Annotated in this window: 16 protein-coding genes; 1 reads left to right on the top strand and 15 read right to left on the bottom strand. The window is 40.6% G+C overall.

Annotated elements, in window-relative coordinates:
- The 4 genes from L634_RS0118860 to mtnN all read right to left on the bottom strand — a co-directional run.
- Positions 1 to 240 (bottom strand): IS1182 family transposase (locus L634_RS0118860; protein WP_009331768.1); only part of this gene is annotated, 240 nt, incomplete at its 3' end.
- A gap of 516 nt (positions 241 to 756) precedes the next feature.
- The gene (locus tag L634_RS32855) at positions 757 to 897 is read right to left on the bottom strand and encodes a YrzI family small protein (protein ID WP_084028941.1); all 141 of its coding nucleotides are present in this window, start codon (positions 895 to 897) and stop codon (positions 757 to 759) included.
- Between the two features lie 516 nt (positions 898 to 1,413).
- Positions 1,414 to 1,692 (bottom strand): YrhC family protein, encoded by a 279-nt coding sequence (locus tag L634_RS0118835; protein ID WP_026583785.1) that lies wholly within the window; start codon positions 1,690 to 1,692, stop codon positions 1,414 to 1,416.
- 174 nt (positions 1,693 to 1,866) lie between these two features.
- Positions 1,867 to 2,574 (bottom strand): 5'-methylthioadenosine/S-adenosylhomocysteine nucleosidase, encoded by a 708-nt coding sequence (gene mtnN, locus L634_RS0118830; protein ID WP_026583784.1) that lies wholly within the window; start codon positions 2,572 to 2,574, stop codon positions 1,867 to 1,869.
- Between the two features lie 277 nt (positions 2,575 to 2,851).
- Here mtnN and L634_RS0118825 point away from each other — a divergent pair, with 277 nt between their 5' ends.
- Positions 2,852 to 3,058 carry a YrzA family protein gene (locus L634_RS0118825; protein ID WP_026583783.1) on the top strand — a complete coding sequence of 69 codons (207 nt, stop codon included), beginning with the start codon at positions 2,852 to 2,854 and terminating at the stop codon, positions 3,056 to 3,058.
- 17 nt (positions 3,059 to 3,075) lie between these two features.
- On the opposite strand, the gene L634_RS0118820 is transcribed toward L634_RS0118825, so the two are convergent.
- From L634_RS0118820 to L634_RS0118770, 11 genes are all read right to left on the bottom strand, one after another.
- Positions 3,076 to 3,771, bottom strand: coding sequence for a YrrS family protein (locus L634_RS0118820; protein WP_026583782.1), 696 nt, complete (start codon positions 3,769 to 3,771; stop codon positions 3,076 to 3,078).
- A gap of 490 nt (positions 3,772 to 4,261) precedes the next feature.
- Positions 4,262 to 6,055, bottom strand: a complete 1,794-nt coding sequence (locus L634_RS0118815) for a peptidoglycan D,D-transpeptidase FtsI family protein (protein WP_026583781.1) — start codon at positions 6,053 to 6,055, stop codon at positions 4,262 to 4,264.
- Between the two features lie 61 nt (positions 6,056 to 6,116).
- Positions 6,117 to 6,593 carry a transcription elongation factor GreA gene (gene greA, locus L634_RS0118810; protein ID WP_026583780.1) on the bottom strand — a complete coding sequence of 159 codons (477 nt, stop codon included), beginning with the start codon at positions 6,591 to 6,593 and terminating at the stop codon, positions 6,117 to 6,119.
- A gap of 404 nt (positions 6,594 to 6,997) precedes the next feature.
- A complete protein-coding gene (gene udk, locus L634_RS0118805; protein ID WP_026583779.1) occupies positions 6,998 to 7,633 on the bottom strand; it encodes a uridine kinase in 636 nt (211 codons plus the stop codon).
- A gap of 4 nt (positions 7,634 to 7,637) precedes the next feature.
- Positions 7,638 to 8,906 carry a peptidase U32 family protein gene (locus tag L634_RS0118800; RefSeq protein ID WP_026583778.1) on the bottom strand — a complete coding sequence of 423 codons (1,269 nt, stop codon included), beginning with the start codon at positions 8,904 to 8,906 and terminating at the stop codon, positions 7,638 to 7,640.
- Positions 8,907 to 8,968: 62 nt separating this feature from the next.
- Positions 8,969 to 9,898: a peptidase U32 family protein gene (locus tag L634_RS0118795; RefSeq protein WP_026583777.1), complete on the bottom strand. Its 930-nt coding sequence runs from the start codon at positions 9,896 to 9,898 to the stop codon at positions 8,969 to 8,971.
- Positions 9,899 to 9,903: 5 nt separating this feature from the next.
- On the bottom strand, positions 9,904 to 10,539 hold the full coding sequence (locus L634_RS0118790) for an O-methyltransferase (protein WP_026583776.1): 636 nt from the start codon (positions 10,537 to 10,539) through the stop codon (positions 9,904 to 9,906).
- Positions 10,540 to 11,166: 627 nt separating this feature from the next.
- Positions 11,167 to 12,300 (bottom strand): endolytic transglycosylase MltG, encoded by a 1,134-nt coding sequence (mltG, locus tag L634_RS0118785; protein WP_026583775.1) that lies wholly within the window; start codon positions 12,298 to 12,300, stop codon positions 11,167 to 11,169.
- A gap of 300 nt (positions 12,301 to 12,600) precedes the next feature.
- Entirely contained in the window at positions 12,601 to 12,885 is a 285-nt protein-coding gene (locus L634_RS0118780; protein WP_026583774.1) for a DUF1292 domain-containing protein, read from the bottom strand.
- A 13-nt stretch (positions 12,886 to 12,898) separates the two neighbouring features.
- Positions 12,899 to 13,315, bottom strand: a complete 417-nt coding sequence (gene ruvX, locus L634_RS0118775) for a Holliday junction resolvase RuvX (RefSeq protein WP_026583773.1) — start codon at positions 13,313 to 13,315, stop codon at positions 12,899 to 12,901.
- Between the two features lie 2 nt (positions 13,316 to 13,317).
- Entirely contained in the window at positions 13,318 to 13,584 is a 267-nt protein-coding gene (locus L634_RS0118770; RefSeq protein ID WP_026583772.1) for an IreB family regulatory phosphoprotein, read from the bottom strand.
- Positions 13,585 to 13,689 lie beyond the last annotated feature (105 nt).

The raw sequence follows: 13,689 nt of genomic DNA, 5'->3' as shown, positions 1-13,689 counted from the left end.
AATTGTTTGACGCATGGAGCGAATACCGAAGGTATATTGAATAAATGTGAGTTTAATTAATATTACAGGGTCAATACTTGGGCGGCCTTTTTCTGAATACTTATCTTTTACCAAGTCATAGATGAATGAGAAATTAATCGCCGCTTCAATTTTGCGGACCAAATGGTCCGCCGGTACAAGTTCGTCTAAAGCAACCATTTCAATTTGATCCCGTTGAATTGGATTATGTTTTGAAAGCATTTAAATCACCTCAAGCATTGTATTACTTCTATTTTAAAATAAAAAAGACTGCAGACAAGCACGATTTTCATCGAGTTTGTCGACAGTCTGAAAGGACTGACTCTTTAGTAGTCAGTCCTTTTGTTAGTCTATTGTATTCAAATTTTACTATTTCGCTATTCTGTTACGCTAACCTCCGCGGAAATAATGCAGCCAATAGCTCCGCAAACAATCAATCCCATCACAATCCAGAACATCTTTCACACCCCTCTCCAAAATTCCTTGTTTCCTCAAATGTAACATGGTTTTTGCAATAAATTAGCAGGTGAGTGTGAACATTCTGTTAATCCAGACAGTAAGAATTATTTCCTTTTTTTCCGGAAGCGCAAAGTCAAAATCAAAATATGGAGAGACATATTTGCTTACCTCCTAACAGCATTGTTAGGTGGAATCTTTCTCCACCCAGAAAATTGCCTGACGTCCTTGAATAAGAAAAATCATTTTCCTAACCACCTTTCACTAGTATTTAAATGAAGATTAAAACGGGCGATACATTGAGAATTGTCGATCGCGATTTTGATCCTGAATTTTTTTGACCATTTCCTCATGCAAAATGTCCTCTGCTGTTAATTGACGTTTTTTAATGGTTATTGTCAAAAAGAATATATTTAAAGTCATTAGATTTTTCCACCTCCTTCTTCATATCCGGCCCAAAGGCACAAAAAAGCCGCAAAGAGATACACCCCCTGCAGCTTTGGCCTAAATGGCATAAAAAAGCCGCAGGGCACAATTCTCCCTGCGGCATGGATATGTAATGTCAATAAATTAAGTGATCCATTCCATATAGGTCGAATTCGTACAGTAATTATTTAGTTTTGTTTTAAGAACCATTGCATTTAACATCATTTCATTCGACCTCCTTGTTAGAATTTTTCACTTACATTGGTAATTATATCCACCATTGCATGCTTTGTAAACCTTTTTTGGATTATTTTTTTAACTTTTTTTAAAATGGGCTATTTTAAACTTGTCTGCTGGTATCCACTTCATGCCAGCAGTCAGATGCTCATCATCACATACGAGCCGGCAGGGGTCTTTCTTAAATCCGCTTCTCATCCAGGACATTGGATGTCTTCTCATCCCAATCAACAGTAAAACCAACAAAGAATTTTAACCAAAAAAAAAAGCCCCAAATCAGGGCGTTTTATTTCTCTTATTTTTCATCAGGAACTCCTGTCCTTCATCCGTTTCATTCAGCTTTGTACGGCAGCGCTTGGCAAGCACAAAGAAATAAATGGAACCCATCAGGAAAACTGCAGATGATCCTGCCATTGTATATAATTCAGACATTGTATTTGCCGTGTCCGGAATAATTAAACCCAGGTAAAAAAATGATCCGACAGCAAGCAGAGCAATAGCAAACCGCTTAAAGTCCACCATTTTCTCAAATAAACACTTTGCTTCATTTTTCATTTTTTATCACCTTCTAATTATATGTCTATTTTAAGACTATAATCCTACTTTAACATAGAAAGCAGTTTCAAAGATGATGTAAATATTGTAAGCATAAGAAGGCATTTCAATAAAAGCGGAGGCGGTCTTTACCTGAAAACCGCCGCGCAAACATGGGATTGATTATTTAAATGTTTACTGTTTATTTATCTTAATGGCCTCCACAATCTTCATAACCAGCGTAGCTGAATGGAGAGCTGCCTTTTCCAAGAATTGTTCAAATGAAATATCAGACTCTTTTCCTGCAATATCAGAAAGTGAGCGAATGACTACAAAAGGAGTATCAAATTGGTATGAAACCTGGGCAATTGCCGCCGCTTCCATTTCAACTGCCTGCAGGTTTGTGAATTTATCACGGATATAGTCAACTCTAGCGGGATCGTTCATAAAGGAATCACCTGTTGCAATTAAACCTCTGACAACCTGGATTTCCCCAACCTCCTTAGCGCATGCTTCAGCAATTTGTATAAGGCCGCTATCTGCCTTAAAAGCTGCCGGCAATTGGGGCACCTGCCCATATTCATAGCCAAAGGCTGTAACATCTACATCATGATGCCTTACCTCTGTCGAAATAACAACATCCCCAACATTTAAATCAGGATTAAAACCTCCTGCTGAACCTGTATTAATTACATAATCGGGTTTAAACCGTTCCAAAAGGATGGCAGTTGACATGGCCGCATTTACTTTTCCGATGCCTGAACGCAGCAGGACAACTTCCGCCCCGTTCATTTTTCCTGTTGTAAACTCGCATCCTGCAATCGTTTCCTTTCCTTTTCCATCTATCTTATTTCTAAGTAAAGCAACTTCCTCTTCCATTGCTCCAATAATCGCTATTTTCATCATAAAACCTCTTTCATATTTTTTCTGTAGCCTTTTTATTGGCAGACTAACTCTTTTACCTTAACCGCTGCTAAATTCTGCAGCCGCAAAACCTATTCTACCATCACTGCCGGGATATTTTCCATATATCAAAATTCTATTATACACTCAGCATCCCTTATATATCAGCAGCATATGTGCAAAAACACAGAACAGATTTGCCAGAATACATTGGCGGTACTAAAATGAATCATAGAAATTGCTTAATATTACTTATCTCAGGAAAGGAAGATCATCTATGAGTTTTCAATTTGACTTAATCGAAGATAAAATTGAATTCTATGAGGCCCCAACATTAAAGGAGCTCGAAAGGAAAATCAATAGCCAAATCGAACATAATAAAGCAATACTGCTTTCTGTTCACCATGTTTCTCATCAAATGCACCTTGATGAGAACGGCAGAACCTATTACTCTGCTGTTGTTCATTATAAGGCAAAAAAATAAGGACGCTCGAGGCGTCCTTAATAATTTATTTTATTTAATACTTCTACCTTTACCGGTTTCCAGCCTTGTCCGTCAACCCAATCAATATAGACACGGTATTTTTCGCTTTGATCTTTTGTAGAGATGGTGCCTACCGATTTGTTCGGACCATTATTGCCAAGGAACCAAACCGTCATATTGTTTTGGTCAACCCCTGTAGCATAAGAGATTGCCTGGAGCATTTCCTTCCAATCCACGGCATTTTGATCATATACAGCTGTGTGCTCACCCGATTGGGATGTGCCAACTGGTTTCCATGACGGGTTTTCAATCGTTTTCTCTACATCTGGAGAGCTTCCGCCTTCGGTGACGACTTCCTCATTTTCTTCTGTTTCTTCCTCGGCTTCCTGCTCTTTAGCTTCTTTCTCTTTCTCTTCAGCCTCTTTCTCTTTCTCTGCCTCTTCCTTATCCTTTTCTGCTTCTTCCTCATTTTCTTTTTCCTGATCATCGGGCTGACTATCTGATTTATTATCTTTTTCTCTCACTGCATTCTCAGATGCTGTTTGCTCCTCTGCCCGAAGCTCATCATCATTGTTCCCGCCTAAGAAGATTCTTCCAGATACAACGATAATAAGTAATATTACCAGTGCGATTAAACTATTTAAAATAATGTTAGTCTTTTTTCTCTTTTCCCGTTTGCCTAAACGAGACTCTCTGGATTCATTCCCTTTCAAGGCTTTCTCCTCCCCAACTTTTATCAGGACTCCTTTTATTATGAGGCTCTGTTAAATTTGCCTGTTGATTTCAGCACGAGGCACTCAAGCTTTCGCGGGCGGTCTGACGTTCCCCGGTGCATTCGCACCTGCGGGGTCTCCCGCTTACACGCTTCTCCCGCAGGACATTGAATAAGCTTTCTCGAAAGAACACCTCGCCGTAAGAAAATGCTTTAGCATTTTCGCGGGATTGGCACCTTCCGCTCTAATCAACAGGGTGCTAAAATCAGCAATAAGCTTTAACACAGCCAATTATGAAAGGCAAAATATCATAGCCGAGCCAGATTCAACATTTCACAGCTTGGAATTCCAGCTGTAAAACATTCTAACATGACTTATGCCTATCTTAAAAGAGATAACCTATATCATAAAAAGATAGACTGTTTGGCCTCAATCTAACAGTATAGTGGACGCAATCAGCCTTAAGAAAGTTACAATATACCATATTCACCTAAGATTCTGTAGAGCCTAAGGACGGATCTTCCTCATTATGATTTAGGTTATATATCCCCTTCACCATGTCGGCAAAAAGGGGATTTACGCCGCCTGTATCCTCTGTTACCCCCAGATTTACCGCAACAAGAGCATATTTCGGATTTTTGTAGGGAAAATAGCCCGCAAACCATTTATTATGAAGCTGCTTGCCATCCACTATTCTGCCAGTTTCAGCCGTACCTGATTTGCCGGCAACTTCATATGGAAGATCTTTAAACCATTTGCCTGTTCCCTCTTCATTAATTACTACTTCTCTAAGAAGTTTTTGAAGTTTCATTGCCGTATAGGGTGCAATTGTGTTTCCTTCCATCTTTTGCTCTTTAAACTCCAAAAGAGAAGTACTGTTTTTATATTCAATTTCTGAAGCAACCCGGACCATTTCTTTTGTACCTCCCCTTGCAATTGTGGCCATCATATTTGCAACAGCAAGCGGGGTCGCCCTGACTTCATGCTGCCCGATCCCTGTAAGGCCAACAAAATTGCTGTCCTTTTTTGCCTCGCCAGATAAAAATACCCTGCCTTTTTCCTCGTCTTGGAGCTGTTTGAAATTATTGAAGTGGTATATATCGCCCTGCCAGCTTACAGGCCCAATCAGGGCTAGGCTCTCCGCATATTCTTCCAGCAGATCTGGGTTTATATCCTTAAGTTCTTTTGCCACGGTAGCAAATGTATTATTACAGCTTCTAGCAAAGCTATCGTTAAAATTAAGCATGCCATGCTGATACTTCGTGTCAGGCTGTCCATTAATTTTTTTGCTGCAGTCAAATTGCCTTGCTGGATCATCCAGTCCATGATCAATAGCAGCTGCGGCGACGACAGTCTTAAATACAGACCCCATTATTTGCTGTTTGATCATATGATTGGCAGTTCCGCCATTATCTTTGTCAAACGGGGCACTTTTATTAATGGATGGGCGTGAAACCATTGCTAATACCGAATTTGTCTCAATATCCAGAAGAACGATGCCTCCTCTTTTAATGCCATGCTGATCAGCCAAATCTTCAGCCATCATTTGCATGTCATAATCCAAAGTTGTTTTGATATTTACCGGATAGAATGGGTTAGCTGGTTCAACATATTTTACATTAATGCCGAACAGGGGCCCGCCAGTAGCATCCACGTGATAGACAAGCTTGGAAGCACCTTCTGGAAGCAAAAACTCGTCAAAACTCTTCTCCATCCCGGTTAGGCCGACCATTGTGTTAATTGATAGCTCTTTTTCAGGATACCTTTCCTTTAAAAGATTTTGATTTTGGCCAGTAATCCCGATTAATTGCGCAGCAGGATTCTCCAGAAGATTATACTTTTTCTTTACAGCAAAAACGCCTGGAATCTTCAGTGCATTGATTTTCTCCATTTGTTCCTCTGTCAGCTGGAGCGGTTTAGGACTTCCAAAGGCAAAAGGCTCCTTAGCCTTTTCCACTGAGTATCTGAGAGAATATTCGGATGCCCCTGTTATTTTTGAAACTTGTGCCACATCCCAGTCCATCTTTGCCAAAAAAGGAAATAAAATAAGAACAGGGATATTTTCATGAGTCAGCGGATTACCGTTTCGATCCAAAAAGTTCCCTCTGCCAGTATCTATGACCATTTCCTGAGATCTCTGGCTTACACTTGCTTCAAGCAGGTTTATTTCTCTGTCTGTAAAATGTTCTGTTGATATCAGCTGAAGCTGAATCAGCCTTCCCAAAAGCAAACATAAGCCCATAAAACTTATAATAAGCCAGCCAACTGCTCTTTTTCTCCACATAAAAAACACCTCGTCAAAAGTTTTGACGAGGTTTTCCGATTTCAAACCATATTCATTTCATTTACTTTATGGAAATAATGCGTACGTTCATTTCTCCGCCAGGAGTTTGAACCGTTACTTCGTCTCCAACCGAACGGCCAATCAGGCTTTTTGCAATCGGAGAATCATTGGAGATTTTGCCTTCAAAAGGATCTGCTTCTGCACTTCCTACAATTGTGTATGTTTCTTCATCTCCGTCAGGCAGTTCAACAAAGGTAACTGATCTGCCCAGTGCTACAATGTCTCCAGCCATTTCTTCTTCTTGAATGATCTTCGCGTTGCGGATCATGTTTTCAAGAGTTGTGATGCGGCCTTCTACGAATGCCTGCTCTTCTTTTGCTGAATCATACTCGGAGTTTTCGGATAGATCCCCGAAGCTTCTTGCAATTTTTATACGTTCAACCACTTCTTTACGCTTAACCGATTTTAAATATTCAAGCTCCTGTTCAAGCTTTTCTTTACCTGCTTGTGTCATTGGGAAAACTTTTTCTGTAGCCAAAAACCTTCACTCCTTCGAATTACACATTCCATTACAGGATGTGTTTCTATAATGTATGTACTACTTTATATCAAATTTTTAGGAAAATGAATAGGAGCGCGTCCTCGTTAAAGGGCGCGCAGATCATCTTTTTTAATTTTTCTGGGCTCAGCTAAACTAAATGTTGATTTCGGCAGCAGGCACTCAAGCTTCTGCGGATTACCGGAGCTTTTCGGCGTTTAAAATCTGCCGGATCTCCTTTGGAACACTTTTCCCTAAGGAATTTGAATGCCTTTCGCGAATTCACACACCGCGAAGAAAATGCGAATGCATTTTCGAGCCTCCAATCAACAAAGTGCTAAGGCTTTAACACAGCCCGTCATTAATAAGGATAAGTCCTATTGAACATTTTCTATGCTATTGTTTCATAAAAATGACTTTTGTTCAAGAATTGTTTGAATTTTTGTGACCATTAAATCAATGGCGACAAAGTTATGTCCACCCTCTGGGATTATAATATCCGCATATCTTTTAGTTGGTTCAATAAATTGGTTATGCATCGGACGTACTACGTTTACATATTGTTCGATAACCGAATCCATTGTACGGCCGCGCTCCTTTATATCTCTAAAAAGGCGGCGGATAATCCGCAGATCTGCATCCGTATCTACATATAATTTCATATCCATTAAGTTGCGGAGCCTTTCATCCTCAAGAATCAAAATCCCCTCCAGGATAATGACCTCTTTAGGCTCAACTTTTATGACTTCCTCGGATCTTGTATGCATGGCATAATCATAGACGGGCTTGTCAATTGGTTCATACCTAAGCAAACTTTCAATATGCTCGATCAGCAAGTCGTTATCAAAGGCAAGAGGATGATCATAATTAGTCTTCAATCTTTCTTCAAAAGGCAAATGCGTCTGATCCTTATAATAATAATCCTGTTCAATCATCAAAATAGAATGCCCTTTGAAACGGTCATAAATCGCTTTTGTTACACTTGTTTTTCCAGAGCCGGAACCACCGGCTACCCCAATTACAACGGGTTTGCGCTTCATTCGGTTAGAGCTCCTTTCGCATCATGTTGTTAGGGTATACCGGCTTTTCAACCTTAAATTGAACAATTTGGAGCGGATGGCGTGCCGCATCCAATTCATTTCCTTTTTCATCCCAGATTTTATCGATGACTTGTGTAAAGTTCTCAATTTCCGGGCCAAAAAACTCCACTTCCTGTCCAGGTTTAAAGTTATTTCGCTGCTGCAGAGTAACCATTTGAGTCTCTTGGTTATAATCCAGGACTAAACCAACGAAATCAAAATTCGTCTTTTTGCTATGATTTCCAAACATTTGCTCTTTATACCCCGGAACTCCTTCAAAGAAAGCAGGTGCAGTTTCACGATTGGCACATTTGTCCAGTTCTTCAAGCCATTCCTGCTTAATTTTAAAGTTTTCAGGGTCAGCGCAATAAGCGTCAATTACTTTCCGGTATACACTTACTACTGTTGCAATATAATGGATGGATTTCATGCGTCCTTCAATTTTCAAACTGTCGATTCCCATTTCAATCATGCGCGGAATCGATTCAATTAACTTTAAATCTTTAGGGCTCATGGCAAACGGAGCATCCCCTTCTTTGTATAAAGGGACCTCGTTTTCGCCTTCAAGCTGATACAAATCGTAATCCCACCGGCATGACTGGCAGCATCCGCCTCGGTTGGAGTCACGGGCTGTCATGTGGTTGCTGAGCGTACATCGTCCAGAATAAGCAATACACATCGCACCATGGATAAAGGTTTCAATTTCAATATCAACCTTTTCCTTCATCTCTTTAATTTCTTCCGCACTTGTTTCACGCGCTAGAACAACACGCTCCAAGCCTTCTTCCTTCCAGAACTGAACAGCCTTCCAGTTAGACAAGGATTGCTGGGTGCTAAGATGCACTTCTATTTCAGGAGCCACACGGCGGCATGTTTCAATGATAAGCGGATCCGCAACAATAATACCAGCAACTCCTGCTTCTTTAAGACCTAGAAGGTAATCCTCAAGGCCATCTATATTTTCGTTATGAGCAAAGATATTGGTAGTAACGTAGATTTTTGCTCCGTATTTTTTAGCGAATTCAACGCCTTCTTTCATTTCTTCAAAAGTGAAATTGCCTGCGTTTGAACGGAGCCCATATTCCTGTCCGCCGATAAATACAGCGTCAGCTCCATAGTGGACGGCAATTTTCAGCTTTTCCAGGTTTCCTGCCGGTGCAAGTAATTCGGGCTTCTTAACAATAACCCTTTTGCCATTGACCACTTCGGAAATAGTATCTTTTACCGCTGTCATAAAGCTGCCTCCTCTTTCTTATTTTTTATTTTAAATCACGTCCGCTGTTCGAACAGCGCAGATTAATATACTGTTTCTTTAAAGAAGAATCCTGTATCAAGCGGGCGGTTGGCCGGCTGAATTTTTTCAATTTCAGCTAGAAGATCATCTTTGATTTCATCATATTGATCCGGGTCTTCAGAAAACGTATCGATTGCTTTTCTATAAAGCTTAGTAACCTCAATGATATATTCCGGGCTCTTTAATACTCCATCTATTTTAAAGGAATCGATTCCAGCTTCAATCATCTCCTGCAGTTCATCAATAATGCAGATATCATTTGGGCTCATTATATGAGTTCCATTTTCGTCTTCGAAAATCGGGTATTTATTTTCACGTTCTTTATCGTGAAGGAACATATTTTTTTCCTGTTTGCGATTCTCGATTTCCATTGCTTTGCCCTGGTACTCATAGTAATTTCCAAGCAGTGAACGCTTGGATTGGAACATCGCGGTCATACCGTGAACCTGCACTTCAATTTCAACTTCAGCGTTTTCTTTTATTTCAATAATTGCATCCATGTTAATTTCTCGAGCAAGGACTGCACGGCCAGCACCTTTTCTGCCCCAGTAATTGCATGTATACCAGTTTGTTGCAGTTGTCTCAGTATTCCAATGCAGTTTCATATCAGGTGCAGCTGAACGGGCAGCCATTAATACGGCCGGATCACCAAAAATAATGGCATCGGCATTGATCTCTTTTAGGTAGCTAATATATTCCTCCAGTTCCGGGACTTTATCATTATGGAACAACGCATTCATGGCTACATAAACTTTTTTACCCTGTTTATGGGCTATTTCTACTGCTTTTTTGACCTCTTCCCTTGGGAATTCGCCCGCAAGCCTCAGCCCATAACGCTGTTCGCCGACTACAAAGGCATCGGCACCAGCTGACACTAATGGAATGATATCTTCTACGCGAGTTGGTGTCACTAATAGTTCAGGTTTTTTCATCTTTTTCACCTCTTTTTACTGATTGCCACTCCATCCCCTACTGGCAGTATAACTGTGTAGTACTCTGGATGACTCATTAACCATTTATTAAAACCATCAATCTTTTTTACCAGGTTTCTAATCCGTTTGTTTTCTATTTCCTGTTCACACACAAGCCCTTTAAAAAGGACATTATCAGTTATAATTAATCCATCTTCGGAAAGATATCGGGAATATGTTTCAAAAAAACGCTGATATTGGCCTTTTGCCGCATCAATAAAAATAGCGTCGAATGGACCATGATTAGTGATATCTTCCTCAGCTTCTAAAGCATCTCCTTTTATAATAAGGATTTGTCCAGTTTTACCTGATTCATCTATATACTGCTCCGCAAGCTGATAGCGTTCAGCATCCCGTTCAATGGTTACAATTTTGCTTTCAGGCAGCGCATAGGCCATTCTGAGTGCTGAGTAGCCAATTGCGGTACCTACCTCTAAAATCGTTTTCGGACTTTGTATACGCAAAAGCTGAAGCATTGCCTCTATTCCTGCCAGCTCCATAATTGGCACATTATGCTCTTTGGCATATTGCTCCATTCTGCTCAGCAATTCCGGCCTATCCGGAATTATTTCCTCAATATATGCATGCAGCTTATCATTCATCAAGCTGACGTCACCTCAATCCATTAATGGATATAATCTATATTCAGCGAAGGGGCCTCCGCTTTTCTATTNTCCAGCTGCGGCTCCTAGGGACTCGAGNTCATAAGCCGCTTCCCTCCAGAAGGATAAAACACCTTCTTGCGGGAATCGTCTTATGCTTGTCGTCCCTNTNCAGTCGCCTCCGCTTTTCTATTGTCCAGCTNCGGCTCCTAGGGACTCGAGNTCATAAGCNGNTTCCCTCCAGAAGGATAAAACACCTTCTTGCGGGAATCGTCTTATGCTTGTCGTCCCTNTNCAGTCGCCTCCGCTTTTCTATTGTCCAGCTGCGGCTCCTAGGGACTCGAGNTCATAAGCNGNTTCCCTCCAGAAGGATAAAACACCTTCTTGCGGGAATCGTCTTATGCTTGTCGTCCCTATNCAGTCGCCTCCGCTTTTCTATTTAGACATGAAAAAATAGCGTTCACAGATAGGATGTGAAAATGCGCTGTGCTGCATTCCGGCTCTTTGAGCCTAATCCATGCTTGTCCGTGATTTACGCTATTGCATAGCCCTATTAAAACACCTGATCTATTTTACCATAATTTAAAGGGGAATGCTAATTTTTAGCGTCCCCCTTTTTTTGGAATCTTAATTATTGGTGATATGCTGTGCCTTCTTTTGATTATGTTCATCCAATGTCTTGGAGAACAATACATCTCCTGATGATGTAGCAAGGAAATATAAGTAATCCGTTTCAGCCGGAAGCAATGCGGCTTCAATGGATGATATGCCCGCGTTCGAAATTGGTCCAGGTGTCAGGCCAGGATACTTATATGTGTTATATGGAGAATCAATCTCCAAGTCTTTATAAAGAACCCTTGATTTATGTTCACCTTGCGCATAAAGGACTGTTGGGTCTGTCTGCAGCGGCATGCCGGTTTCTATCCGGTTGTAAAATACACTTGCAATCTGATCGCGGTCAACTTTTTCAGTTGCCTCTTCCTCGATCAGCGAAGCCATTGTCAATAATTTATGCGGAGTGAATTTCTGCTGTTCCATATCTCCACGGTACTCATTGATGACTGATTGTGTTTTATCAAGCATTACTTTTACTACTTCCTCTATTGTTACTTCTTCTTTGTAGAATGGGTATGTTGCAGGAAATAAATATCCTTCTAATGGATATTTTATATTTTCCGCTAATATTTCTTCTGTCAGCAAATTAGGGTATTCAGCCATTAAGGATTCTATAAAAGCCTTGTCATTAAGTTTTTTCAACACTGCTTCCGGCTTTTGATCGATCTTTTCGCCAATTATTCCAGCGATTTGCTCAAGCTGCTTTCCTTCTGGAATTGTAATTTTAAAGACGAGTTCCTCCATGACTTTCCCTGTTTTTAAGCTATCCAGAATTTCAGGCATCGTCATGGAAGGCTTTAATACATATTCGCCTGCCATGAAACCAGCTTCATTCCTGAACTTTACATAATATTTAAAAACACGCGCATCTTTGATAACCCCATTTTCCTCCAATATATTAGCAATTCCCGTTACAGAGGAGCCAATCGGAATTTCTACTTTCTTCTGCTGATCACTTTCAGGATCAACAGGCTTTAAAGCAGAGTTTATATAAAAATAACCTCCGCCTATAATTGCAACAGCTGATAGAATTAATATAATAGCCGCAATCAGTACAATTTTACGAACAACCTTCGCTTCACTTTGCCGTTCGATCATTTTTTCGCGAATGACTTCCTTCTTTCCTTTTTTCTCTTCTGTCGACATCACAAATCCCCTCCGTTCCAAAGACGTTGGCTCTTATCTGTAAAGACAGGCTATTTCCTTATCTCTGGTTTCATTCTCTAGTAAAAACAGCCGGTATGCTTGCCAACTGGCCTAAGAAAAACGTATAGTTCTCTATGTTACCTATACATCTCGGATTATTATACTATATTTTCTTTTTGAAGTCGCAGGATATAACAAAAATCCTTAAAATTCGCCATTTATTTCCACAGCCATGTTTATGCTCACTGCTCCTTTCCGATTTACCACACACAAATAAAAAACCGGCCCGCAGGCCGGTTTTTAGTCTTCTTGCTCTTCCAGGAATGTGTTAAGCATTTCTTCGATCAAGTCCCATTCCTCTTCTGTTTCAATTGGCTGCAATTCTCCGTCCTTGCTGTCTTCGCTAGGACTGAAAGCTGATGCATGAATTTCAATTTCTTCATCATCATTTTCATCTGCTCCAACTGGGTAATAAAGTACGTATGATTTTCCGAATTCATCGGAATCAAACGTGAACAGTACTTCACACAGCTGTTCGTTGCCTTCCTCGTCAATTACAGTAATGTTGTTGTCTCCATGGTTCATTTCTTTCACCTCATTAAATTTGGCTATTTAAAAAGCCTTGTAAAATCATGACGGCTGCCATTTTATCAATGACCTTTTTCCGTTTTTTGCGGCTGACATCAGCTTCCAGCAAAACTCTTTCAGCTGCCATTGTGGATAAGCGCTCGTCCCAAAGCACCACTGGCAGGCCAAATCGTTTTTCCAGTTCTGAAGCGTAGAATTTGCTTGCCTCTCCGCGAGGGCCTATGGTTCCATTCATGTTTTTTGGCAAGCCGACGACAATTTTACTGACTTCATGCTCTTTTATTATTTCACCAATTCTCTCAAAACCAAACTTTTTTTCTTCTTCATTGATTTTGATGGTTTCCAAGCCCTGTGCTGTCCATCCCAGCGCATCACTTAGAGCGACACCGACTGTTTTAGAGCCGACATCAAGTCCCATAATCCGCATGTTTATCCCTCACGACGCTGTTTTAAATATGATTTAACCAATTCTTCGATGATCTCGTCCCGTTCGAGCTTGCGGATGATATTGCGCGCATCTTTATGGCGGGGAATATAAGCTGGATCCCCGGACAACAGGTAACCGACAATTTGGTTAATTGGGTTGTACCCTTTTTCCTGAAGCGCACCATAAACCTGAAAAAGGACTTCATTCACATCTTGTTCGATTGGCTCTTCAGGAAAATTGAACCTCATTGTTTTATCAAATGAGCTCATTTCTTACACCTCGCTTTTCTGTATGAAGGGTTAGGATAGCCTATTCGGCCGGATTTGCATCAGATGTTCTGGATTCTAATATTCCGGTGAAATATCCAGCTTGCC

Origin of the sequence: Bacillus sp. J33 (genome assembly GCF_000518885.1) — a bacterium.
Taxonomy (GTDB): Bacteria; Bacillota; Bacilli; order Bacillales; family Cytobacillaceae; genus Cytobacillus.
Note: the sequence above shows the minus strand (reverse complement) of the source record. Positions and strands in the feature narration are given on the sequence as shown.

What these genes read in the sequence shown, in the direction of transcription:
- L634_RS32855 (WP_084028941.1), bottom strand. Translation starts at nt 897, where the DNA reads ATGACTTTAAATATATTCTTTTTGACAATAACCATTAAAAAACGTCAA.
- L634_RS0118835 (WP_026583785.1), bottom strand. Translation starts at nt 1,692, where the DNA reads ATGAAAAATGAAGCAAAGTGTTTATTTGAGAAAATGGTGGACTTTAAG.
- mtnN (WP_026583784.1), bottom strand. Translation starts at nt 2,574, where the DNA reads ATGAAAATAGCGATTATTGGAGCAATGGAAGAGGAAGTTGCTTTACTT.
- L634_RS0118825 (WP_026583783.1), top strand. Translation starts at nt 2,852, where the DNA reads ATGAGTTTTCAATTTGACTTAATCGAAGATAAAATTGAATTCTATGAG.
- L634_RS0118815 (WP_026583781.1), bottom strand. Translation starts at nt 6,055, where the DNA reads ATGTGGAGAAAAAGAGCAGTTGGCTGGCTTATTATAAGTTTTATGGGC.
- udk (WP_026583779.1), bottom strand. Translation starts at nt 7,633, where the DNA reads ATGAAGCGCAAACCCGTTGTAATTGGGGTAGCCGGTGGTTCCGGCTCT.
- L634_RS0118800 (WP_026583778.1), bottom strand. Translation starts at nt 8,906, where the DNA reads ATGACAGCGGTAAAAGATACTATTTCCGAAGTGGTCAATGGCAAAAGG.
- L634_RS0118795 (WP_026583777.1), bottom strand. Translation starts at nt 9,898, where the DNA reads ATGAAAAAACCTGAACTATTAGTGACACCAACTCGCGTAGAAGATATC.
- L634_RS0118790 (WP_026583776.1), bottom strand. Translation starts at nt 10,539, where the DNA reads ATGAATGATAAGCTGCATGCATATATTGAGGAAATAATTCCGGATAGG.
- mltG (WP_026583775.1), bottom strand. Translation starts at nt 12,300, where the DNA reads ATGTCGACAGAAGAGAAAAAAGGAAAGAAGGAAGTCATTCGCGAAAAA.
- L634_RS0118780 (WP_026583774.1), bottom strand. Translation starts at nt 12,885, where the DNA reads ATGAACCATGGAGACAACAACATTACTGTAATTGACGAGGAAGGCAAC.
- ruvX (WP_026583773.1), bottom strand. Translation starts at nt 13,315, where the DNA reads ATGCGGATTATGGGACTTGATGTCGGCTCTAAAACAGTCGGTGTCGCT.
- L634_RS0118770 (WP_026583772.1), bottom strand. Translation starts at nt 13,584, where the DNA reads ATGAGCTCATTTGATAAAACAATGAGGTTCAATTTTCCTGAAGAGCCA.